This is a genomic window from Aequorivita nionensis, from assembly GCF_046352995.1.
In the GTDB taxonomy this organism is placed as follows: domain Bacteria; phylum Bacteroidota; class Bacteroidia; order Flavobacteriales; family Flavobacteriaceae; genus Aequorivita; species Aequorivita nionensis.
In genome coordinates, this window is sequence record NZ_CP130281.1 from 2,312,325 (window position 1) to 2,334,612 (window position 22,288).

19 protein-coding genes are annotated in these 22,288 nt (G+C 40.3%); 15 read left to right on the plus strand and 4 right to left on the minus strand.

Annotated elements, in window-relative coordinates; all coding sequences use genetic code 11:
- The first annotated feature begins 50 nt into the window (after positions 1 to 50).
- The gene (locus Q2U82_RS10510) at positions 51 to 1,076 is read left to right on the plus strand and encodes a c-type heme family protein (RefSeq protein ID WP_410004829.1); all 1,026 of its coding nucleotides are present in this window, start codon (positions 51 to 53) and stop codon (positions 1,074 to 1,076) included.
- Positions 1,077 to 1,079: 3 nt separating this feature from the next.
- Complete coding sequence (locus tag Q2U82_RS10515) at positions 1,080 to 1,661, plus strand: methyltransferase (protein WP_410004830.1); 582 nt, start codon at positions 1,080 to 1,082, stop codon at positions 1,659 to 1,661.
- A gap of 4 nt (positions 1,662 to 1,665) precedes the next feature.
- Here Q2U82_RS10515 and upp read toward each other — a convergent pair whose 3' ends face one another.
- The gene (gene upp / locus Q2U82_RS10520; RefSeq protein WP_045080063.1) at positions 1,666 to 2,319 is read right to left on the minus strand and encodes a uracil phosphoribosyltransferase; all 654 of its coding nucleotides are present in this window, start codon (positions 2,317 to 2,319) and stop codon (positions 1,666 to 1,668) included.
- A 161-nt stretch (positions 2,320 to 2,480) separates the two neighbouring features.
- On the opposite strand from upp, the gene Q2U82_RS10525 reads away from it, so the two are divergent.
- The 9 genes from Q2U82_RS10525 to Q2U82_RS10565 all read left to right on the plus strand — a co-directional run bounded on the left by Q2U82_RS10525 (position 2,481) and on the right by Q2U82_RS10565 (position 14,446).
- On the plus strand, positions 2,481 to 3,815 hold the full coding sequence (locus tag Q2U82_RS10525; RefSeq protein ID WP_045080062.1) for a cytochrome ubiquinol oxidase subunit I: 1,335 nt from the start codon (positions 2,481 to 2,483) through the stop codon (positions 3,813 to 3,815).
- A 2-nt stretch (positions 3,816 to 3,817) separates the two neighbouring features.
- On the plus strand, positions 3,818 to 4,894 hold the full coding sequence (gene cydB, locus Q2U82_RS10530) for a cytochrome d ubiquinol oxidase subunit II (RefSeq protein ID WP_410004831.1): 1,077 nt from the start codon (positions 3,818 to 3,820) through the stop codon (positions 4,892 to 4,894).
- A gap of 23 nt (positions 4,895 to 4,917) precedes the next feature.
- The gene (locus Q2U82_RS10535; protein ID WP_410004832.1) at positions 4,918 to 5,220 is read left to right on the plus strand and encodes a hypothetical protein; all 303 of its coding nucleotides are present in this window, start codon (positions 4,918 to 4,920) and stop codon (positions 5,218 to 5,220) included.
- A 154-nt stretch (positions 5,221 to 5,374) separates the two neighbouring features.
- On the plus strand, positions 5,375 to 6,832 hold the full coding sequence (locus tag Q2U82_RS10540; RefSeq protein ID WP_410004833.1) for an NAD(P)/FAD-dependent oxidoreductase: 1,458 nt from the start codon (positions 5,375 to 5,377) through the stop codon (positions 6,830 to 6,832).
- Between the two features lie 123 nt (positions 6,833 to 6,955).
- A complete protein-coding gene (locus tag Q2U82_RS10545) occupies positions 6,956 to 7,096 on the plus strand; it encodes a hypothetical protein (protein WP_410004834.1) in 141 nt (46 codons plus the stop codon).
- A gap of 116 nt (positions 7,097 to 7,212) precedes the next feature.
- On the plus strand, positions 7,213 to 7,548 hold the full coding sequence (locus Q2U82_RS10550) for a hypothetical protein (protein ID WP_410004835.1): 336 nt from the start codon (positions 7,213 to 7,215) through the stop codon (positions 7,546 to 7,548).
- Between the two features lie 141 nt (positions 7,549 to 7,689).
- Positions 7,690 to 12,021, plus strand: a complete 4,332-nt coding sequence (locus tag Q2U82_RS10555) for a CusA/CzcA family heavy metal efflux RND transporter (RefSeq protein ID WP_410004836.1) — start codon at positions 7,690 to 7,692, stop codon at positions 12,019 to 12,021.
- A gap of 11 nt (positions 12,022 to 12,032) precedes the next feature.
- Positions 12,033 to 13,190 (plus strand): efflux RND transporter periplasmic adaptor subunit, encoded by a 1,158-nt coding sequence (locus Q2U82_RS10560; protein WP_410004837.1) that lies wholly within the window; start codon positions 12,033 to 12,035, stop codon positions 13,188 to 13,190.
- A 608-nt stretch (positions 13,191 to 13,798) separates the two neighbouring features.
- Positions 13,799 to 14,446, plus strand: a complete 648-nt coding sequence (locus Q2U82_RS10565; RefSeq protein WP_410004838.1) for a DUF6266 family protein — start codon at positions 13,799 to 13,801, stop codon at positions 14,444 to 14,446.
- An 83-nt stretch (positions 14,447 to 14,529) separates the two neighbouring features.
- On the opposite strand, the gene Q2U82_RS10570 is transcribed toward Q2U82_RS10565, so the two are convergent.
- The 3 genes from Q2U82_RS10570 to Q2U82_RS10580 form a co-directional block, all read right to left on the minus strand.
- Positions 14,530 to 14,745: a helix-turn-helix domain-containing protein gene (locus tag Q2U82_RS10570; protein WP_410004839.1), complete on the minus strand. Its 216-nt coding sequence runs from the start codon at positions 14,743 to 14,745 to the stop codon at positions 14,530 to 14,532.
- 268 nt (positions 14,746 to 15,013) lie between these two features.
- Entirely contained in the window at positions 15,014 to 15,862 is an 849-nt protein-coding gene (locus Q2U82_RS10575; protein ID WP_410004840.1) for an IS3 family transposase, read from the minus strand.
- On the minus strand, positions 15,859 to 16,257 hold the full coding sequence (locus tag Q2U82_RS10580) for a transposase (RefSeq protein WP_410004652.1): 399 nt from the start codon (positions 16,255 to 16,257) through the stop codon (positions 15,859 to 15,861). Before Q2U82_RS10580 ends, Q2U82_RS10575 begins: the two co-directional genes overlap by 4 nt.
- A 248-nt stretch (positions 16,258 to 16,505) precedes the next feature.
- Here Q2U82_RS10580 and Q2U82_RS10585 point away from each other — a divergent pair, with 248 nt between their 5' ends.
- From Q2U82_RS10585 to Q2U82_RS10600, 4 genes are read left to right on the plus strand one after another with little or no spacing between them, the layout of a single operon-like run.
- Positions 16,506 to 18,266 carry an N-6 DNA methylase gene (locus Q2U82_RS10585; RefSeq protein ID WP_410004841.1) on the plus strand — a complete coding sequence of 587 codons (1,761 nt, stop codon included), beginning with the start codon at positions 16,506 to 16,508 and terminating at the stop codon, positions 18,264 to 18,266.
- Complete coding sequence (locus Q2U82_RS10590; RefSeq protein WP_410004842.1) at positions 18,263 to 19,492, plus strand: restriction endonuclease subunit S; 1,230 nt, start codon at positions 18,263 to 18,265, stop codon at positions 19,490 to 19,492. The genes Q2U82_RS10585 and Q2U82_RS10590 overlap by 4 nt, the downstream gene beginning before the upstream one ends.
- 5 nt (positions 19,493 to 19,497) lie before the next feature.
- Positions 19,498 to 21,615 (plus strand): ATP-binding protein, encoded by a 2,118-nt coding sequence (locus tag Q2U82_RS10595; RefSeq protein ID WP_410004843.1) that lies wholly within the window; start codon positions 19,498 to 19,500, stop codon positions 21,613 to 21,615.
- 3 nt (positions 21,616 to 21,618) lie between these two features.
- The gene (locus Q2U82_RS10600; protein WP_410004844.1) at positions 21,619 to 22,287 is read left to right on the plus strand and encodes a hypothetical protein; all 669 of its coding nucleotides are present in this window, start codon (positions 21,619 to 21,621) and stop codon (positions 22,285 to 22,287) included.
- The last annotated feature ends 1 nt before the right edge of the window (position 22,288 follow it).

The following is a 22,288-nucleotide window of genomic DNA, read 5'->3' on the forward strand; positions in this document are numbered from 1 at the left end:
TGTGTGTTTTCCCTTTATTTTTGAAGTGTCCACAACTTTATACTCAAAATATGAAACTTTTAGCCACATTATTTTTGATCGGTTTATTCACTGCCTGCAATACCAATTCTCGTAAAGAATATTTGGCGATTGCTGAAAATACTGACAACACTGAAACCGAAATAAATCAGGAGCATCCCGGCAAGAAATTGATGGAAAACAACTGTTACGTTTGCCACAATCCAAAAACTGCCGAAGATGCAATGATTGCCCCGCCGATGGTAGCCGTAAAGATGCATTATATTTCTGAGGAGACTTCAAAGGAAGAATTTATTGAGGCAATGGTGGCGTGGGCCAAGAATCCTTCCGAAGAAAAATCAAAAATGCCCGGCGCCATCAAGAAATTCGGATTGATGCCCTATCAATTCTATCCAGAGGAAACTATCAAGCAAATTGCAGATTATATGTTTGATAACGATATAGAAGAGCCCGAATGGTTTGACGCCCACTACAAGCAAATGCACGGCGACAGACCGCAGATGAAAGGCCGAATGGGTCGCGGAATGGGGAATGGCAAAGGAATGGGTAAAAACCGAGATACAAATGCCCAACCTTCCGTAAAGGAACGCGGCATGCAAATGGCCCAGTCCACCAAGGCTGAATTGGGGAAAAACCTGATGGGCCAGATCCAGAAAAACGGGGTTATCGCTGCACTTGACTTTTGTAATGTCCAAGCTCTGCCCATAACGGACAGTATGGCTACGGTCCATAAGGCCCATATAAAACGCGTTACCGATAAACCGAGAAACCCACAAAACAAGGCCAATGCCGCAGAACTGCAATACCTGGAAAACTTCAAAAAGCAAGTGGCTGCCGGAGACGAGGTAAACCCGATAGTTGTGGATATGGGCAAGGAAACAGAATTTTATTACCCCATCGTTACCAATTCCATGTGCTTGAAATGCCACGGCACTCCCGGAAAGGAACTGGAAACTCTTACCTTGTCCAAGATACAGGAACTGTACCCAATGGATAAGGCTACTGGCTACGGCGAAAATGAAGTGCGCGGCATTTGGAGTATCCGTTTTGAAAATTAGTATATGAATTATTACGAAACCTTTTGGAACCACAAATACCTAAGTGGTGAAACGGGCTGGGATATAGGCTGCGTTTCTACGCCAATAAAGGAATACATCGACCAACTTTCAGATAAAAATTTAAAGATTTTGATCCCCGGCGGCGGCAATTCCTATGAGGCGGAATACCTTTTTGAAAACGGTTTTAACAATGTTTTTGTGGTGGATATTTCATCTATACCCTTAAAAAATCTTGCGGAGCGCCTCCCGTCATTTCCTAAGGACAACCTTTTGCACGCCGACTTTTTTGAATTGGAGGACACCTTCGACCTGATTTTGGAACAGACTTTCTTTTGTGCGTTGGATCCATCCTTTCGTAAAGAATATGTAAATAAAATGTACAAACTGCTCAAGCCAAATGGCAAGCTAGTAGGATTGCTCTTCAATATTCCTTTAAATGATGACAAGCCGCCTTTTGGGGGGAATAAAGACGAATATGAAAAGCTTTTTTCGGAAAAATTCAAAATTGAGAAAATGGAAACAGCCTACAATTCCATTCCTCCCCGTGCGGGAAATGAACTGTTTTTCATTTTAAAAAGAGAATGAATTTTTAAAGTTTCACACCAAACGCCAAATCGCCAGCATCGCCCAAGCCAGGCAGAATATAGCCTCGGCTGTTTAGTTTTTCATCTACGGCTGCTATCCAAAGATGTGTATTTTCGGGAAATTTATCCTGGATATAAGCTATTCCCGGTTTGGCGCCGATGATGGATAGAATATGGATTTGCTTTGGCGTTCCGTGACTTTTAAAGGCTTTAAGTACGTTTTCCAACGTTTTTCCCGTTGCCAGCATCGGGTCGGTCAATATCAAGGTTTTTCCCTCAATGGAGGGCGATGCCAGATAATTTACTACCACTTCAAAGGCATCATCGCCATCCGCGTGGTGCCGGAATGCAGAGATGTAGGCGTTTTCGGCCTTGTCAAAAAAACTTATAACCCCCGTATGGAGGGGCAGGGCCGCCCGTAAAATGGAACAAACTACTATATCTGTTTCGGGTACTTTCATTTCCTTTTCCCCCAACGGCGTTTTTACCACTTCCGTTTTATAGTGCAGTGTTTTGCTCATTTCATAACTGAGAATTTCCCCAATACGCTCAATATTTTTCCGAAAGCGCATGGAATCCTTTTGAATGGAAACATCGCGCATTTCCAGAACAAATTGGTTGAGAACAGAATTTTCGTTGCTGAAGTCGTGGACTATCATGGTTTTAAATAGATTGGTATTTTCTGAGGTTCAAAATATGGATAATTTAGATAAAGGTAGAAAAAGGAGCAGCATATTTTACAAACTGTAACAAAAGTTGCATTATAAAGAAGCTGCATCTTTTATCTTTGTTTAGATTTTCACCATCAATTTTCTGAAGTATGGAAGATATGCTCTTTTATGATAGAATGCAATTTGCATTTACTATCACTTTCCACTATTTATTTCCACAATTGACCATGGGACTGTCTTTAATGATTGTCTATTTTAAATGGAAATTCCTAAGAACCAAAATTGATAAATACAACGATGCCGCGAAATTTTGGATGAAGATTTTCGCACTTAATTTTGCAATGGGTGTTGTTACCGGAATTCCAATGGAATTTCAATTTGGAACCAATTGGGCAAAGTTTTCAGAGCTTACAGGGGGTATTATAGGGCAGACCCTTGCAATGGAGGGGATGTTTTCCTTTTTCCTTGAATCTTCGTTTTTGGGGTTATTTCTTTTTGGAGAAAAATTAATGGGTCAAAAGCTCCATTTCCTAACGGGATTTCTAGTGTTTTTAGGGTCTTGGGCTAGTGGTTATTTAATTATAGCTACCCATTCTTGGATGCAACATCCGGTAGGTTATGAAATTTTAGAGAATGGAAAATTTGTGCTTAACAATTTTGGGGCTCTGTTTTCCAACCCTTGGTTGCTGCCTTCTTATTTGCACAATCAATTGGCTTCAGTTATTACAGCATCTTTTGTAGTGGCAGCCATAGGCGCATTCTATCTGTTAAGCAATAAACATAGTGAATTCGGAAAACTTTTCGTAAAAACTGGAGTGATTTTTGGTTTGATTTCTAGTGTTTTGGTGGCTTTTCCCACAGGAGATTGGACCGCTAAGAATGTTGTAAAACATCAACCTGTAACTTTCGCGGCTATGGAAGGAATTTTTGAAACAGAAGATAAAGGTTCTGAAATTATTTTAATTGGGCAGCCAGATACGGAAAATAAAAAACTCGACAACAAAATTGCCGTTCCAAATGTGTTGAGCTTTTTAACTTATCAGCGATGGGATGCTAAAATAAAAGGCTTGAATGAATTTGATGAAAGTATATACCCCACTAACATTCCTGGATTGTATTATTCATATCATATTATGGTTGGCTTGGGTACAATTTTTATTGCTTTAATGCTTCTTGCAAGCATTCAATTGCTCCGAAAGAAACTCTATAAAACCAAATGGATTTTATGGTCTCTGATGTTTATGTTGCCATTTCCATATATAGCGAACACTACAGGTTGGTACACCGCAGAATTGGGTAGGCAACCTTGGTTGGTTTATAATCTCTTGCGAACTGCTGATGGCATTTCGCCAACCGTCTCATCGGGAAACACATTATTCACCTTGCTTGGTTTTATTGGTCTTTATTTGTTATTGGGATTGCTATTTTTAATGCTAGCAGGAAAAATCATCAATAAAGGGCCTGAAACCACAAAACAAATCTAACTATGGAATTATTTTGGTATATCGTTTTAATGACAATGTTGACCATCTATGTTATTTTGGATGGTTATGATTTTGGTGCAGGCATCATCCATTTATTTTTTGCTAAAACTGAAAAAGATAAAAAAGCTATAACAAGCGCAATTGGCCCATTTTGGGATGCCAACGAAGTTTGGCTTATTGCTGCTGGAGGTGTGTTGTTTTTTGCTTTTCCCACTTTATACGCATCATCATTTAGTGGCTTTTACTTACCGTTAATTATGATTTTATGGTTGCTAATCTTTAGGGCAATTGGCCTGGAGTTGCGGGGGCAAATCCATAATAAAATGTGGGAAATTATTTGGGATAAAGCCTTTGGAATTGCAAGTTTATTATTGGCTCTGTTTTTTGGAATTGCCTTGGGGAATGTAGTTAGGGGCGTGAATTTAGGAATGGTAACCGATGGTGTTTCTGCACACGAACCCCATTATTTCTTTTTACCCCTTTGGAATTCATCCTTTAGCCCCCATGCAGAACATTTGGGTATCATTGATTGGTTTACGTTGTTATTGGGGGTGGTAGGCGTAGTGTCATTAACCATTCACGGAGCAAATTGGATTATCTTCAAAACAAATTCCGATTTAAATCAAAAGCTAAAAAAAGTAGTTTTTAAACTGAATATTGGATTGTTGGCTTTGGTAATAACCTCATTATTGACTTGGCACATTATTGAACCAAAACCTTTTCATAACTTTATAGAAAATCCGTGGCTTTGGATTTTCCCACTTATTGCATTCACGGGACTTTTCGGTTTGTTCAAAGTAAAGTCCTTCAAGAAGGATGGGGTGGGTTTTTTGTTCTCATCCTTGTTTCTATTTGGCGGATTAACCACTACCGTGGCCTCAATATTCCCAAAAGTATTGCCTTCAACCAATGATGTGAATCCTTCCTTAACGCTTTATAATGTTGCTGCGCATGAATATGGATTGTCAGTTGGTATATATTGGTTTGTAATTGCTGCCATTCTAGTTGCAGTTTATATGTTTGTTCAGTATCGTATTTTTAAAGGGAAGATGGACGATGTGGGCTATGGGGAACATTAACCGTATTCTGAAATACATTTATTATGACAGATACACTCATAGCAATTATCAGCATTTTTGTTGGCATTATTGGAGCTAATGTATATGGCGCCATTAAGAAAAAATATACAATGGGATTTACAGCAAATACCATCGCAGGAATTTTCGGCAGTATTTTCTTTATTAAAATATTTGGAAAACTTGGTTTTGATCCTATTTCAATAATGGAATCTGGAGGCGTAAATGTTGTTTTGTTTGCAATTAATATGGCGGTATCACTATTAGGTGGTGCTATCGGGTTGATTGCTGTCAAGATTATAAGAAACAGACTTGAAAAAAAGCCTTAATAGGAATTTTTTTTCTGCTATGTAACAAAAGATACTGTACTACACTATAAATTACTGCAATTTTGAAAGGTCTAATTGCCTCACCTTTATATGATTAAAATCATTTTAAGGTTTTGCTCAGTGATGTAATTTAGACGCTTAAAACCTTCGAAAAATGTCAAAAATCGTAATATTGGGTGCAGGAATCTCGGGTCACGTAGCTGCCTCACACCTTCGCAGAAAACTGGACAAGACCCACGAAGTAATTGTGGTTTCGCCCAACAGCAATTACCAATGGATTCCCTCAAACATCTGGGTGGGCATTGGCCGAATGAAATCAAAGGAAATACTTTTTCCGCTTGCGCCTTTGTATAAAAAGAAAGGAATTGGTTTTAAGCAGGCGAAAGTAACCTCCTTTTATCCCGAAGGCGATAACGAAACTGAAAAGCCGTTTGTGGTGGCTGAATATGTTTCCGCAGAAAAAAGAGGCCAGACCGAAAGAATAACTTACGATTACCTGATAAACGCCACAGGTCCCAAACTCAATTTTGAGGCTACTGAAGGATTGAATCCCGGAACAAACAAAGCGTATTCGGTTTGTACCTATACCCACGCAGACCATGCCAACGAAGGTTTACAGACCCTAATTGCTGAAATGAAAAAGGGTAAAGAGGCAAAAATTGTTATCGGCACAGGCCACGCAAAGGCTACTTGTCAGGGTGCTGCCTTTGAATACATTTTGAATGTGGAACAGGAACTTCGCAGACAAAAAGTGCGTGACAAAGCCAAAATAACATGGATTTCCAACGAGTACCAACTGGGTGATTTTGGAATGGACGGTATGTTGCTAAGCTACGGCAGCAACATTATGAAATCGCACGAAATGGTCGAGATGGTTTTTGAAGACCGCAATATTAATTGGATACTTGGAGCAGGCGTGAATAAAATTGAAGACGGACTAGCGCATTATGAAACGCTGAACGGGGAGCATAAAAATATTGAATATGATTTTGCGATGCTGATTCCATCCTTTTCTGGCCACGGATTCAAGGCTTTCGATAAAAATAATAACGACATTACGGAAAAACTTTTTAAAGGGTTTATGATCGTGGATGCAGACTATACGCCAAAACCTTATGAGGACTGGACCGTACAGGATTGGCCCGAAACCTATCAAAACCCAAACTATAAAAATATTTTTGCTCCGGGAATTGCTTTTGCACCGCCGCATAGCATTTCCAAACCCCGTAAAAGCCCAAATGGTACCGAAATATTTCCAGCGCCACCAAGAACAGGGATGCCCTCGGGAATTACGGCCAAATTGGTTGCCGACAATATTATAGACAGTATAAAAAACAAAAAGGAATTTTTGCACCACAAAGGCTCTATGGGCAATATGGGTGCCGCCTGTATAGCCTCTGCGGGCTTTGGGATGACAAATGGCAGTGGGGTTAGTATCACTACCTTTCCAATTGTGCCAGATTACAAAAAATATCCAGATACCATGGGCAGAAAACTGGGCAAAACCTTTGGAGAGATTGGGCTGGCAGGCCATTGGCTAAAGCTGATGCTCCACTACGCCTTTATATACAAGGCCAAAATGAAACCTTTTTGGTATTTAATTCCTGAATAATTAGGCAGTAGTCAGTAGGCATTAGGCATTAGGTAGTAGGTAGTAGGTAGTAGGTAGTAAAGTTAGAATCATAGGTAGTATTCAAAAACCAATAATAATAGTAATAAAAATAAATAATAAGAAATGACACAGAGAATATCAAAATTCAAACGGTTTGTGATGATGAACCCCATCATCCAATTTTTTAAATTTATTTTTTTAAGCTTTAAGGTATTGCTTATTGTGGCTGGGGGTCACGGGGGAACCCGAAAAGAAGGCTACTAAACTGATACTAATCATAAATTATTCGAAAAAGATTATATATTTTTGAACCCTAAGTGAAAACAATTATTGCCATATCGCTTTCATTCCTCGTTTTTTTTCAAAGCGCGGGACTTGGTATGTCCGACATTTTTTTGCTTGGACGTTTTGTGGAACATGCGCAATACCATTCTGAAAACTATGGCGATGATTTCTTAACTTTTTTTGAAAAGCATTACGGTTCCTTAAAAACCGATCATCAAAAAAATCATAAGGAAGAGGAACAGGAGCATCAGGAGCTCCCTTTTCAGCATATTTCCTGCCATCACGTTTTAACCGATGTGGTTTTGGTTCCTTTTGAAATTCCTATTGTGAAAGTGGAAATAAACAAAAAGCAATTGCACGCATTCCACTATCAGAATCTATATTCTTCACTTGAAAAATTCTCTATTTTTCAACCACCAAAGTTTGCATAACTAAATAGGCCTTTCTTGGAAATAATTATTTCCAATTTCTTCTGAGGTCAGTATTTACCGCTTTCAAAGCGGTCACAATCAATTTTTATTATTTCGATTTTCAACAGGTTTATGTTGAAGATGCTAAATCCATAATTTGTTATGCTAACAAAAATCATTCAATTCAGTATAAAGAATAAACTCATCATCGGCTTGTTCACGTTGCTGCTGATAGGCTTTGGGGTGTTTTCGCTCACCCAGCTTTCAATAGGTGCCGTGCCCGATGTAACCAACAACCAAGTACAGGTAATCACCACTTCCCGCAATCTTTCCACCCAGGATATGGAGCAATTCATTACCTATCCCGTGGAGCTGGAAATGGCAAATTTGCCGGGTGTAAAGGAAATCCGATCCGTTTCAAAATTTGGGCTTTCGGTGGTTACCATTGTTTTTGAGGAAAATCTGGGCACTTACCTACCGCGCCAACTCATAGCCGAAAAGATACAATCTGCCGCCGAGAATATTCCCGAAGGTTTTGGTACCCCACAAATGGGACCGATTACCACAGGTCTTGGTGAAATCTACCAATATATTCTGGACGTAAAACCAGAGTTTAAGGATAAATATTCAGTAACGGAGCTTCGCACCATACAGGATTGGATCGTAAAACGGCAACTCTCGGGCATTCCCGGCGTAGTGGAGGTGAACACTTGGGGTGGATATTTAAAACAATATGAAGTCGCCATAAACACCAATAAGCTAAACGCTATGAATATCACTGCTCAAGAGATATTTACAGCTTTGGAAAAGAACAACAGTATTTCGGGAGGCGGGTATATTGAAAAGGAGAACCAAGCTTATTTTATTCGTGGCGAAGGTTTGGCGTCTTCGTTAGAGGATATTGGAAATATCGTTGTAAAAAACGAAAATGGTTTCCCAATTTATGTGAAGGATATCGCAAAAGTCCAATTCGGAAGCGCGCCCCGTTTTGGTGCGATAACCGGAAACGGGGAAGGCGAAAAAATCCTCGGGCAGGTAATGATGCTCAAGGACGGCAACTCAAACCAAGTGATTGAAGCCGTTAAGGAGCGTGTAGCAAATATTTCGGAATCGTTGCCCGAAGGGGTGTATATCAACCCTGTTTTGGATCGCAGCGTGCTGATTGGCAAAACCACTTTTACCATAGCGGAAAACCTCATTCTCGGGGTGCTTATCGTAATTTTTGTAGTGGTACTTTTGTTGGGGAATCTCCGCTCGGGATTAGTTGTTGCGTCCGTGATTCCCTTGTCATTGCTTTTCACGCTTTCACTGATGTACATTTTTGGCGTAGATGCAAATTTGATGAGTCTTGGCGCCATCGACTTTGGGATTATTATTGACGGAGCAGTGATTATTGTTGAATTTGTGGCATTTCAAATAAGTAAAAATGCCACCAGATTGAATGCCTTTTCTTCCGAAGAGAAACAGCAGGCGAAGGATGAACTCACGGTAAAAAGTGCGTCAAAAATGATGAACTCCGCCATTTTTGGCCAGCTTATTATTTTGATTGTCTTTATCCCAATCCTTTCGCTTAGCGGGGTAGAGGGCAAGATGTTTAAACCGATGGCGCTTACGTTCAGCTTTGCGCTTATTGGGGCCATGGTGCTTTGTTTTACATACGTTCCCGTAGCCGCCTCATTGTTCTTAAAACCCATTAAAACTTCAAAAAGAAATATTTCCGTCAGATTAATGGCTTTTCTGAATCGTTTTTACGAACCTACCATTCGATGGGCACTTGGTGCAAAAAAGATGGTTTTGGGGGTTGCAATATTAATTTTAGCTTCAACTATATATCTTTTTACCACTATGGGCGGGGAATTTGTTCCAACTTTAGATGAAGGCGATTTTGTAATTCAGCCAGTACTTAAAACAGGGACTTCCCTTAAAAACACTATTGCTACTACCACACAGATTGAGAAAATCCTGATAGAAAACTTTCCGGAAGTAGATCAGGCGGTTAGTCGTATTGGCGCTGCCGAAGTCCCCACAGACCCTATGTCCATGGAAGAAAGCGATATTATTATTACCCTTAAACCCAAAAGTGAATGGGTTTCGGCCAAAAGTAAAAATGAATTGGCGGAGAAGTTTAAGGAGGCCTTGGCGATAATTCCCGGAATGGAAGTGGAATTTACCCAGCCCATCGAAATGCGTTTTAATGAGCTGATTACGGGAGTCCGGGCAGATATTGCCATCAAGATTTTTGGGGAAGACCTTGAAGTGCTTAACAAAAAGGCAAATGAAATTAAAAGCCTTGTAGAAAATGTGGAAGGCGCAGATGATATTACGGTGGAAAAAGTGGTAGGCCTGCCGGAGATGAACGTAAAATTTGACCGAGCCAAGATTGCCCGTTACGGCCTTAACATTGAGGATTTAAACGAAATGATAGCCATGGGTTTTGCAGGGAAATCCCTCGGAAGCATTTTTGAGGGCGAAAAGCGCTTTGACCTTGTTGTAAGGCTGGATGAAAACAACCGCCGCGATCTTTCAAACTTGCAAAATCTGTATGTGGATACCCCTTCCGGGGAAAAAGTGCCCTTGCGCGAACTTGCGGAAATAAAATACACAAAGGGTGCGGCAAAAATATCAAGGGACGATACCAAACGCCGCATAGTGGTGGGGATAAACGTGCGTAGCCGCGATCTGCAAAGCGTGGTGGACGATGTACAAAAGTTAATCGACAAAAACATACAACTTCCGGTGGGCTATACCATCGATTACGGCGGGCAGTTTGAGAATCTGCAAAGCGCAAAAGACAGGCTTTTAATAGCCGTTCCCGTGGCTTTATTGCTGATTTTCTTCCTGCTTTATTTCGCATTCAATTCCGTCAAGGAAGCCCTGATGATCTATTCGGCAATTCCCTTGGCGGCGGTTGGTGGCGTGTTGCTGCTCTGGCTGCGCGATATGCCCTTTAGCATCTCGGCAGGGGTTGGTTTTATTGCCCTTTTCGGGATTGCCGTCCTCAACGGGATAGTGTTGATAGAACATTTTAAGGAACTCAAAAAAGAAGGAATGAAAGATAAAAAGGAACTTATCATACAAGGTACAAAAGATCGTTTAAGAGCGGTTTTACTGACTGCCTCGGCTGCAGCCCTCGGGTTTTTACCGATGGCAATTTCCACCAATGCCGGTGCTGAGGTGCAAAGACCCTTGGCTACCGTGGTTATTGGCGGCTTAATCACCGCTACCATTTTAACCTTGGTCGTGTTGCCGGTGCTCTATTCAATATTTGATTCAGATAAAAAAATAATCAGTTTAAAAAGAAAAGCTAAAAAGTTGCCTATGGCCATACTTATTTTCTTGCTTGGCTTTTCGGGCGTGGCGCAGGAGTCTCCCAAAACTTTAGAAGACTTACAACAGATGGCTTTGGAAAACAATGCAGGCCTAAAAGCCACTTCGCTTCAGAAAGAGGAAGCAAACGCCTTGATAGGCAGTGCATTCAATTTCGATAAAACTACGGTCTTTTATGAATTCAATGAAAATGATTTAGGGCCAAACAACGAGCCGCTCGAAGTTTTTGGCGTGCAGCAGGGCTTTCTTTTTCCAACGGTTTATTTCGCTGAAAAAAATGTAAACAAGCGTCAGTTTGAAATGCAAAGCAGCCAATACGAATTGCAAAAGCGCAAAACGGAAGGGATGGTGGCCGCTGCCTATTATCAGTTTCAGTTTGAAAAAAATAGGGAGCGTGTTTATAAACGATTGGATAGTCTCTACCAAAATTTTGCCCACGCTGCCCAGCGCCGTTTTGAACTCGGGGAGACCAATTATTTGGAAAAGATTACAGCCAGGGCAAAACAGCGACAATTGGAAACCGATTATAGGCAGAGCAGGGAAGACGTGCAGATTGCAATGGAACGTTTGAAGGCAACTGTTCAATCCAAGGATAGTTTGGTAATTCCCGAAAAACCTTTGGAGAAACTACAGCTTTCGCTGTCAAGTATGGAAGCACATCCGGCAATAGATTATTACCAAAACAGAACTGATTTTTTTGAGGCAAAACGCAGTTTGGAAAAGCAGCATTTGTTTCCAGATATCAGTCTTTCCTATTCCCTGGGAAGCAATTCCGGTTTGAGCCAAAATCTATATGCCTATCAAATTGGCCTTAAGATTCCGTTGCTCTTTAGCGGGAATGCCTCAAAAATAAAAGCTTCCAAAATTGCGGCGGACGTGAGCCTGCAGCAGGCTGAGGATTATAAAATCCAACTCAATTCACGAAAACTTCAATTGCTCAACGAGGTTTCAAAATATGAAGAAGCACTGAGTTATTATGAAACCGAAGGAAAATCCCTTTCCGAGGAAATTTTAAAAACGGCAAATGTCGGTTTTAAAAATGGGGAGATTGACTTCTTTCAATACATCCAAAGCCTTGAAAACGCCTATGAAATTGAACTGCAATACCTCCAAAATCTGAACAATTACAACCAGGCGGTCCTCGCCCTTAACTATTTAATACTCTAAAAATATTCGTTATGAACTATATAAAATCACTTTTGTTGCTTTCAGCTTTAGTTTTGGCAGCTTGCAACAATTCCGAAAAAGAAAGTCCCCTCCTAACCTCCCCAGAGGGGAGGGATGACATCGTACATCTTTCAAAGGCACAGTTTGAAAATGCAAAAATGGAGGTTGGCCAACTCACAGAAAAGCCTTTTGCGGAAACAGTGCAAACCAGCGGGATGATTGACGTACCGCCACAGAGCCGGGCGGTGATAAGTGCCTTTGCGGGTGGATATATCAAAAACACTCCTTTGTTGGTGGGCAATAAAGTCTCTAAGGGGCAGCGTTTGGTAACCCTTGAAAACCCTGAGTTTATTAACATGCAACAGAACTATCTGGAAACCGCCGAGCAGCTTTCCTATTTAAAATCGGAATACGAGCGGCAGCGGATTATGTTTGATGAAAAAATCACTTCCCAAAAAAGTTTTCTAAAAGCCGAGAGCGAATACAAATCCAATTTGGCGCGCTACAACAGCCTCAAGAAAAACCTTGAAATGTTGAATATAAATCCAGCATCGGTCCAAGCGGGAAATATCGTTTCAGCAGTAAATATTTACAGTCCCATAGACGGCAACGTGACCCAGGTTTTTGTAAACACGGGTACCTACGTTTCCCCGGCCGACAAGATTATGGAAATTATGAATACAGACCATATCCACTTGGAATTAAAGGTTTTTGAAAAAGATCTCCTACAGCTTAAAAAGAAACAGGAAATTTTATTTACGGTGCCTGAGGCCTCAAAAGAAGTTTTTAAGGGCGAGGTACATTTAGTGGGCACTTCCATAGACCCGAATTCGCGGATTGCAATGGTCCATGGCCATATAGATGAAAAGGATGAGCAAAACTTCACTGCCGGAATGTTTGTGGAGGCGCAGATTGTTACGGGCACTTCAGACCAGTGGGCGCTTCCGGAAAACGCTGTGGTTGAAATGGAGGGGAAAAATTACGTTTTAAAAATTGAAAATGAAACTGCCGACGAATTTGAAATCCTTCCCGTGGAAGTAAAAATTGGAGCAACTTACAATGGCTTCACAGCGATTGGGAAATCGGAAGAATTTAAACCTGAAACTAAGTTTTTAACCAAAGGTGCATTTGTGCTCTTACAGGAAGAAGGAGGGGGGCACGATCATTAAGAGCCGAACGTCATTGCGAGCGCAGCAAAGCAATCTCATGAGGGTTAGGCAATGCCCCCAACAGATTGCTTTAGTCGCTCCTTGGGTCGCTCCTTCGCAATGACGTTATTCGACCCTTCTTCTAGCTTTGTTCGAAGCTTGTTCGAAGAAATGGCCCTTTCTTCGAAGAAAATACGAACATGGTACGAACAACACTCGAACAAACACCCTTGCGGACTGCAAGCTGCCAACTTCTGATATTAATCAAATCCGATCAAAAGTGTGCAAATGTGGTCTGTATGAATCATTTTATGCCAACGGGAGCCAAAGTTGCTTCATAATGATTAAATATGTTTTAAACCTTTGCGCAAAGGACAACTTCCTTATTACAATAATTCAAAGATTGATAAAGATTGCCCGATAAAAATATTTCTTTTGATCGTAGCTCTTAGGTGCTAATAGCGATTATAAAACTGCACAAATCACTATATAAACCCTCCAAAAAAAATCAATTAAAATCAATACGCATCAAATGCAGTCAATACGTTTATGGGCTTGGTGTTCAGTAAATTGCACTTTATTTTAGACTTGAATTTTTAACTGAATGTCTAATTTAAATTTTAAAAATTATGGGAAAAATTCCAGACGGCATCTTCGGAGGTTTCTCCGGGAGAGTCGGTAGAGTAGTGGGGTACCAATGGCGTGGCGAGGACTTGCTGCGCAGAGCCCCCAGAAAACGACCCAAGGGCTCCGGCACCGAAAAGCAACTTAAACAGCGCGATAAGTTTGCTATGGTCATGGGCTTCTTGACTCCCATCCAGGACGTGGTGGGTGTGTATTTTGGCAACAAATACAAATCTAAATCGCGCTTTAACCTGGCCATGAGCTACAACCTTACCAATGCAGTTGTTGAGGTGCCGCCCAGTAGCTTTGCGTTGGATTTCCCCAGGGTGCTCCTTACCAAAGGAGGACTAAGGGGCATGGAAAGCGGTGCCGTGGTGGTGCAGCCGGGAAGAATCCTGGAAGTGAACTGGGTTGACAACAGCGGGCAGGGCTCGGCAGCGGCAGACGATCTGGTGCTGGTTATAGTGTATTCTCCCGTCCAGGAACTGTTCCAGGTGTATGATCCCGCCGCCCTTCGCGGCGAGGCCACTGTACAGCTCACCCTGCCTACTTATTTTAGCGGCGATGAGGTACAGGTATGGGCCTCCATGATTTCTGCAGATAGGAAAGTAGCGGCAATGAGCTCCTATTTAGGCTCGGCCATTGTTTCCTAAGGCAGGAGCCCGGGTGCAACCAAAATGGCGGGGAGCAATCCCCGTCATTTTTTTATGCTTTGGTATGGAATGGATGGTTTTCCCTATGATGGCTTTATCAACCTATCCTTTAGCAGCCTTTTAAGCTCTTTTGGCAGATAAAAATAAGAGCCCCCAACTTTGGAGTACGGTAACTCTCCGTTTCTGCGTAACCTTGCTATGGTGGACTTACTAAACCCAAGTATATCCATAACCTCCTCTTCCCTTAGAGCGATTTTCGTCCTCCAATCTCCTCTAATTTTTTTTCTTTTTGTATCCATACAAAGAATATTTAAAAGTTACTGGGGAGAATATATTACTAAAATAAAACATTTTTTTATTTAAAAGAAACAGTAAGTCTTGTAAATGAATAGTTTGGTTTTTGATATTTTGCCCAACACCCAACACCCAACACCCAGCACCCAACACCTAACAACCCACAACCGAGAACCGAGAATAACCAATAAACATTTGCGGATTCACATACTCACAAATTCATCTATTCACCATCCCGCTTCCTTGAACTTCCCTGATTAGCGTTGACCGTTTTTAGTTAATTAATTCATTGTCAAAAATAGTCATCAATTTTCTTTCTTGAGGCCTCAAGAAAGAAAATTGGGTTATGAACTTTTCAGGGCTCATTCTGTCATTGTTGTTATGCAATCTTTTGTTGTTATAGTTCTTTACGGCTTTTGCCGTCATTCTTCTTAATTGGCCAAAGTCCTTGGGCTTCCAGTGGTCCAGGTATTCTTCTTTTATGGTCCTGTTGATACGCTCGGCAAAGGCATTGTCCTGGGCGGAGAGTGCCATACTTATCTGACTTCCATTGCGCTTTAGAAGGCCTATGTACTCTTTATAAGTATATTGGCTTCCTCTGTCGCTATGGTGTATCAACGGAGCATCGTTTTCTCTCAGGGCCATATTTAAGGCATCCATATTTGCCCGTGCCCGCATAGTGCCAGAGACCTTATAACCTACGATCTTCTTGGTATAGACATCTATTATAAAGACTGCGTAATAATGCCTGTTGCCAATGGGTATGTAGGTAATGTCGGACTGCCACACCATCGATGGACGGTCAATTTCCATTCCTTTTATAAGGTTGGGGTAATAGATCTTTGAAGCGATTGTTGTTTTTTTATAATTCTTTTTACGCTTCAAGCGATATCCCAGTCCCATCATGAGTTCTATAAACCGATCCCTCCCCATAAAGTCGGGCTTAAGTGTATAGTACATTTTCTCCACCCCACAACCTGGATGGTCCGCTCGCAGTTCGTCTGCTTCAAGGACCAGCTGTGCTGTTTTGCTATCAAAGACCTTTTGCCTAGTATCGTACTGGGCAACGGCCTGCTTGCTCAGGCCAACTTCTCTGTAGAGACTGTTCAGGGAAAAACTCATTTTTTGTTTGTTTTCCCGGAACCAGTTGATTGTGGGGTGCCGAAGTTTTTTTTGATGTCGATGTCAAGTTCATCCTTGGCTATCTCCATCATCTTCTCCAGATAATCGATCATTATCTGCTTGCGACCCACAGTGCGCTCAAGCTCCTTTACACGAGCCTCGAGCTCCTTCATTTTTTTGTTGCTGCTGTCCTTCATCTCTACGATTCTGAATCCTTTCTCGCTAAAGGTAGAGAATTTATAGATCCAACGATAAATCGACTGTTCTGATACTCCGTGTAGCTTCTCTAGTTGAAGCACACTGAACTTACCGTTTTCAAAATCTGCAACAATTCGTTTTTTAAATTCAATTGAGTATTTACGCGTCTTGCGAATACTTCGTACATTTGCTTTCATAGTTTTCCACACTTTAAGTGGTCAACCTATATCAGGGACGTACAACTATTCACAACCCACAACCCACAACTCACAATCCACAACCGCCCCACCCTTTCATCGAGAAAATTCTTTTTATTATAAAAGTGTTTTAGGGATTTGATATATTTGGGTTTCTCCCCAGAAAATTTGATGCCAATGCGGTTTCCCGTAATGGGATGCGTTTGTATTGTTTTATATTTGAAGAAAAACACTCAACCAATAAATTAATGGCCAAGAAAACCACTCCCCAAAACGAACCTTTAGAAAAACAACTTTGGAAAGCTGCGGACAAACTCCGCAAAAATATTGATGCCGCCGAGTATAAGCATATTGTTCTCGGCCTTATCTTCCTAAAATATATTTCCGATGCCTTTGAGGAACATTACGAAAAACTAAAAGCAGGAAAAGACGAATATGCAGGTGCCGATCCTGAAGATAAAGATGAATATAAAGCAGAGAATGTTTTCTTTGTACCACCTTCCGCACGATGGAATTTTTTAAAGAGTCACGCAAAGCAACCGACTATTGGAAAAACCGTAGATGAGGCAATGGACGCCATAGAGCGTGAAAACGCCTCGCTGAAAGGTGTACTGCCTAAAGTATATGCCCGACAGAATTTAGACCCAACAGGTTTGGGTGGGTTGATAGACTTAATAAGCAATATTGCTCTTGGCGATGCCAAAAGCCGAAGTGCCGATATTTTAGGCCATGTATTTGAATATTTTCTCGGGGAATTTGCGCTTGCCGAAGGAAAAAAGGGCGGACAGTTCTATACCCCAAAAAGCATAGTGGAATTGTTGGTAGCCATGTTGCAACCTTATAACGGAAGGGTATTCGACCCCTGTTGCGGCAGTGGGGGTATGTTTGTGCAGAGCGAAAAGTTTGTGGAAGACCATCAAGGCAGGGTAAACGATATTTCCATCTATGGGCAGGAAAGCAACCAGACCACGTGGCGGTTGTGCAAAATGAACCTTGCCATACGCGGGATAGACAGTAGCCAAGTGCAATGGAACAATGAAGGCTCTTTTTTAAACGATGCTCATAAAGACTTAAAAGCTGATTATATTATAGCTAATCCACCCTTTAATGTGAGCGATTGGAGTGGCGATTTGCTGCGTACCGATGGCCGCTGGCAATATGGAGTGCCTCCTGCGGGCAACGCAAATTTTGGGTGGGTACAGCATTTTCTTTATCATTTGGCACCCAATGGTACGGCTGGGTTTGTACTTAGTAACGGCTCGTTAAGTAGCAATACTAGCGGCGAGGGCGAAATACGCCAACGCTTGGTAGAGGCAGATTTGGTGGAATGTATAGTAATGCTCCCCAAAGCCCTGTTTTTTAACACGGGCATACCCGCTTGTTTGTGGTTTTTGCGCAGGGGCAAGACCAAGCGCAAAGGCGAGGTGTTGTTTATAGATGCCAGTGAACTGGGCTATATGGTAAACCGCAGAACGCGGGCATTTACTGATGAGGATATTGAGAAGGTTGCGGAGACTTATCATAACTGGCTTGCACCCACCCCTAGCCCCTCCCAGGAGGGGAATACCCCTAGCCCCTCCCAGGAGGGGAAAACCCCTAGCCCCTCCCAGGAGGGGAAAACCTCTAATCCCTCCCAGGAGAGGAATAGCCCTAATTCCTTGCAGGAGGGGGCACCCACCCCTAACCCCTCCCAGGAGGGTAACCGCTCGAGTATTCCCCTCCAGGGAGGGGCAGGGGTGGGTATTCCACAGCCGGGAGGGGCAGGGGTGGGTCCTTACCAAGACATAAAAGGCTTCTGCAAAAGCGCCACATTACAGGACATTGCAAAACATAAATACGTACTCACCCCCGGCCGCTATGTGGGCATACCCGATGAGGAGGATGACGGCATTCCCTATGAGGAAAAAATGGAAACCCTGACCGTACAGTTACGGGAGCAGATGGCACAGGCCGAGGCGTTGGATATAGAGATCAAGGAACAGTTGGCTAAAATTGGGGTGGAGTTATGAGGGAAAGAAAAGAAACGCCAATAGGATTTATTCCAAATGATTGGGAGTTAGGTAAATTTTCTGAAGATTTAAGAATACAGGGTCGTATTGGATGGAAAGGCTATAAAACAACTGATTTAGTTGATGAAGGTCCTATTGTAATAGGTGGTACAGAAATTAAATCATCCATCTTTTTGCGGCTTGATAATGTTAGTCATTTATCAAGAAATAAGTTTGTTGAATCTCCAGAGATAATGCTGAAAGAAGGGGATGTTTTATTAGTTACACGAGGAAATCTTGGTGAAGTAGGATACTATCATGAACATTATGGAGAAGGAACTATTAATCCGAGTGTAATTATCTTAAATGAATTTATAGGAAACCCAAAATTCCTATTCTATTATTTAATTTCAAAAAATGGTAATCACCAAGTTTTATCACTTACAAGTGGTAGCTCAATTCCTGCAATATATCAGTCCGAGGTTAAACAAATGAGGTATCCTAGACCCTCCCTAAGTGAGCAAAATAATATTGTAAACTTATTGTTCTCGATTGATAAAAAAATCACCCTGCTCCGCCAACAGAACGCAACCTTGGAGGAGTTGGCGCAGCTGCTTTTTAAAAGGTGGTTTGTGGACGGGGCAAAAAAAGAATGGGAGCTTAAAGAATTAAGTGAAATTACGGATGTTGGAATAGGAAGGACACCCCCACGAAAAGACCCACAATGGTTTTCGACCTTAGAAGATGACGTAAAATGGATTTCCATAAAAGATATGGGAAATGACGGTGTGTTTCTGTTTGAAACTTCTGAATATTTAACCAGAAAAGCAATAGAGAAGTTTAATATTCCAGTCATTCCAAAAAACACGGTGATTTTAAGTTTTAAAATGACGTTGGGAAGAATTGGAATAACATCTGAGGATATGCTTTCCAATGAAGCCATTGCCCATTTTAAGTTTACTGACGAAACCCCAATTACGAAGGAATATCTTTATTTATATTTAAAAAACTATCGTTTTGAAAATCTAGGAAGCACCTCTTCCATTGTTACATCCATAAACTCTTCTATGATAAAGAGTATGAAGATTCACGTGCCCGATAAAAAAACAATGACTGAATTTCAAGATGTTTCTGAAAACATATTCAATAAAATAAGAATTAACCAAAAAGAAATCCAGACCCTCACGCAGCTACGAGACACTTTGTTGCCTAAGTTGATGAGTGGGGAGGTGCGGGTGAAAAAATAATAGATATGGAGAAACTAAAATTTTATTTATCAAACAGGTTTATTCTTTTTATTTTTCTCTCTTGTCTTTTAGTGATTGTAAATTATTTATTTACGGGCTTCTTTTTGCCAAATACAGAAACTAAAGATATTTGGTTTTATTCAGGTTTGTTCATGGTTCTTTTTTCAATTCTTTTTATTGAACCTTTCTATTCTTCTCCAAAAAATGTAATTACTAATGCAATTCCATTAATACTTGTTTTTATATCAATAAAGACATCATTTAAAAACCTAACATTATGGTGGTGCTTTTTATGTTCCTTGGTACTTTTAATTATTTTATCAATAGGGGCAATGGCTTTAAGTCAAGAAGATGAAAGCCAAGAATCTACGAGAAATAAAATAGCACACAAATTGAAAGCCATTGCAGTAATTGCAGGACAGGGCAAAGTAATTTATTCAGCAGTTTTTTTAGCAATTCTATTTTCGTATAAAAGTGAGCTTATAGAAACCGTTTCAGATACATATTTTTTTACTTTAATTATTCTTTGGGGTTTGATACTCCTAATTAACACCAAAAAAATTCACAACAATTTCATTTTTCAAGAAACTGCTACCAGTACTACTTCAATTGGAGAAATATTTAGTGTGCAATCCAATAAAATGTTTTTAATAAAACTTTTTGAGAATAAAAAGAATCTTGAAAATTTTGATTTGGTGAAGTTTAGATACCAAATGGATAAAGGCATCAATACAGTTAATGAAGGGTTTATTTTTGATACTTATAATTTGAATAGAACAAAATGGGCTAAAGTTTATACATTAAATCAGAAGACTGAGGAAAAGTCAAAACTGAAACTTAATACTGTTTATCATATTACTGAGCAAAATGAAATTGACCAATTAAATGAACAGCTGAAAATAGAAGGTTTTATCGGAGTAATTATCGAGGGTTCAAAGATTGGGAATATAAAATTTGAATACTCAAAAAAACGCAACGATTTGCAAGAGGGTGATTTGCTCGAATTGTATGTTGGAGAAACTAAGGTTTATTATCAAGTAATTGGAGGTTATACAAACTCGGAAAAATTAGAGTTTAAGGATGAATCAGGCTTTATAGAAGGTGAGGCTATGCAATTAGGAGTTTGGAATAATGAAACTATTTCATTTGAAAAGTTTGGATGGGTTCCGGCTATGAACACCTCAATTTTTATAGCTGACACAGAAGATATAGAGATAAAAGATTTTGAATTGCCAGAATATAAACTTGGTGTTATACCCAAAACAAACCTTCCTTCAGTAATAAATTTAGATGATGCGGTTAGCCATCATATAGCTTTATTAGGAGTAACAGGGGCTGGAAAATCATTTTTGGCAATGGAAATAATAAAGGAATTGCTTAATAATACAAAAGTAATATGTATTGATTTTACTGGAGAATGGAAAAAAATGTTAGCTGATCTGAACCCAGTAAGTATAATTGACGCAGAGGGGCTTCCTGTAGTTGAAACACAAATTGCAAAAAAAGAAAACCTCGCCAGCACAAAAAATCCTGACAAAACCGAATTAATAAAATTAAGAGATAGTATACAGAAAAAGTTAGAAGATTATGTTTCTAAATATATTGATTCTCAAGATAATCTGGCATTATTTGAAATTCCAGAACTTTCAAACACGACTTTTATTCTTGAGTTTACGCAGTATTTTATTGAAGCAATATTTAAATATGCAAAGAGCCACCCTGGACAAAAAATATGTTTAGTTTTAGAAGAGGCTCATACAATAGTTCCAGAAACTAATTTCCTTGGAGACTTAGGAGACTATGGAAGCTCTAAAGCTTTAGTTAGCAAAATGAGCCAAATAGCTTTGCAAGGCCGAAAATATGGTGTTGGACTTATGGTAATAGCTCAGCGAACAGCAAATGTTTCTAAAACGGTATTGACCCAGTGTAATACAATAATTTGTTTTCAAGCATTTGACGAAACGAGTTTTACTTTTCTTGGAAATTATATAGGAAAAGATTTGGTACAAACACTACCAAATCTTAAAAAGTATCATGCCGTTGTGACTGGAAAAGCTGTAAAGACAAATATTCCAATGATTGTTAATTTGAAAAGAGAAATACCTGAACCCCCCGAAGAGTAACAGATGAAAGGGAAATCCATATTCACAAACATAGAAATTGATGCCATCTCAAAATTGATTGCTAAAAAGGTAAAGGCAGACAGTACTACCCAAAAATCGCTTCGGGCCAAGATAAGAAAACTCGGCTTTTATGCATCAGATTTTGGATTGGGCGGGGGTTATACGGTTGCGGATTTTTTGAGAGTAATTAAGCAAAAAAACGGTGGTCCAAAGGAAGCCTTGAAAAACCCTAACGTAAAAAGAGAAAAGTCAAAAGCTAAAACAAAACGCAGTTCAAGCGATGAAGCGTATATACTTGATCTATGTGATGAGGTATTAAAACAAAAAGGGATAAGGCAACACCGTTTTGATTTTCTAAGAGGAGATACTGGAGTAAAACTTCCGGTAGATGCCTTTTATCCCGCCTTAAATTTGGTAATTGAATATATGGAACGCCAACACAGTGAACCCGTAAAATTTTTTGATAGAAGGGAAACTGTGAGTGGAATGAGCAGAGGAGAGCAGCGAAAGAAATATGATGCTTTGCGGCAAACGGAAATTCCAAAGCAGGGAATTAATCTAGAGCTTTTTAGCTATGCTGATTTTGGGCATAACGGAGCCAAAAGGTTATTGCGGAATCGGGAGCGGGATTTTGAAATTATAAAAAAGAAACTAACTAAATATATAAAATAAT

Bases quoted from the DNA above. Each gene is read 5' to 3' on its own strand.
- Q2U82_RS10510 (WP_410004829.1), top strand. From the start codon at position 51: ATGAAACTTTTAGCCACATTATTTTTGATCGGTTTATTCACTGCCTGC.
- Q2U82_RS10515 (WP_410004830.1), top strand. From the start codon at position 1,080: ATGAATTATTACGAAACCTTTTGGAACCACAAATACCTAAGTGGTGAA.
- upp (WP_045080063.1), bottom strand. From the start codon at position 2,319: ATGATAGTCCACGACTTCAGCAACGAAAATTCTGTTCTCAACCAATTT.
- Q2U82_RS10525 (WP_045080062.1), top strand. From the start codon at position 2,481: ATGGAAGATATGCTCTTTTATGATAGAATGCAATTTGCATTTACTATC.
- cydB (WP_410004831.1), top strand. From the start codon at position 3,818: ATGGAATTATTTTGGTATATCGTTTTAATGACAATGTTGACCATCTAT.
- Q2U82_RS10535 (WP_410004832.1), top strand. From the start codon at position 4,918: ATGACAGATACACTCATAGCAATTATCAGCATTTTTGTTGGCATTATT.
- Q2U82_RS10540 (WP_410004833.1), top strand. From the start codon at position 5,375: ATGTCAAAAATCGTAATATTGGGTGCAGGAATCTCGGGTCACGTAGCT.
- Q2U82_RS10545 (WP_410004834.1), top strand. From the start codon at position 6,956: ATGACACAGAGAATATCAAAATTCAAACGGTTTGTGATGATGAACCCC.
- Q2U82_RS10550 (WP_410004835.1), top strand. From the start codon at position 7,213: ATGTCCGACATTTTTTTGCTTGGACGTTTTGTGGAACATGCGCAATAC.
- Q2U82_RS10555 (WP_410004836.1), top strand. From the start codon at position 7,690: ATGCTAACAAAAATCATTCAATTCAGTATAAAGAATAAACTCATCATC.
- Q2U82_RS10560 (WP_410004837.1), top strand. From the start codon at position 12,033: ATGAACTATATAAAATCACTTTTGTTGCTTTCAGCTTTAGTTTTGGCA.
- Q2U82_RS10565 (WP_410004838.1), top strand. From the start codon at position 13,799: ATGGGAAAAATTCCAGACGGCATCTTCGGAGGTTTCTCCGGGAGAGTC.
- Q2U82_RS10570 (WP_410004839.1), bottom strand. From the start codon at position 14,745: ATGGATACAAAAAGAAAAAAAATTAGAGGAGATTGGAGGACGAAAATC.
- Q2U82_RS10575 (WP_410004840.1), bottom strand. From the start codon at position 15,862: ATGAGTTTTTCCCTGAACAGTCTCTACAGAGAAGTTGGCCTGAGCAAG.
- Q2U82_RS10580 (WP_410004652.1), bottom strand. From the start codon at position 16,257: ATGAAAGCAAATGTACGAAGTATTCGCAAGACGCGTAAATACTCAATT.
- Q2U82_RS10585 (WP_410004841.1), top strand. From the start codon at position 16,506: ATGGCCAAGAAAACCACTCCCCAAAACGAACCTTTAGAAAAACAACTT.
- Q2U82_RS10590 (WP_410004842.1), top strand. From the start codon at position 18,263: ATGAGGGAAAGAAAAGAAACGCCAATAGGATTTATTCCAAATGATTGG.
- Q2U82_RS10595 (WP_410004843.1), top strand. From the start codon at position 19,498: ATGGAGAAACTAAAATTTTATTTATCAAACAGGTTTATTCTTTTTATT.
- Q2U82_RS10600 (WP_410004844.1), top strand. From the start codon at position 21,619: ATGAAAGGGAAATCCATATTCACAAACATAGAAATTGATGCCATCTCA.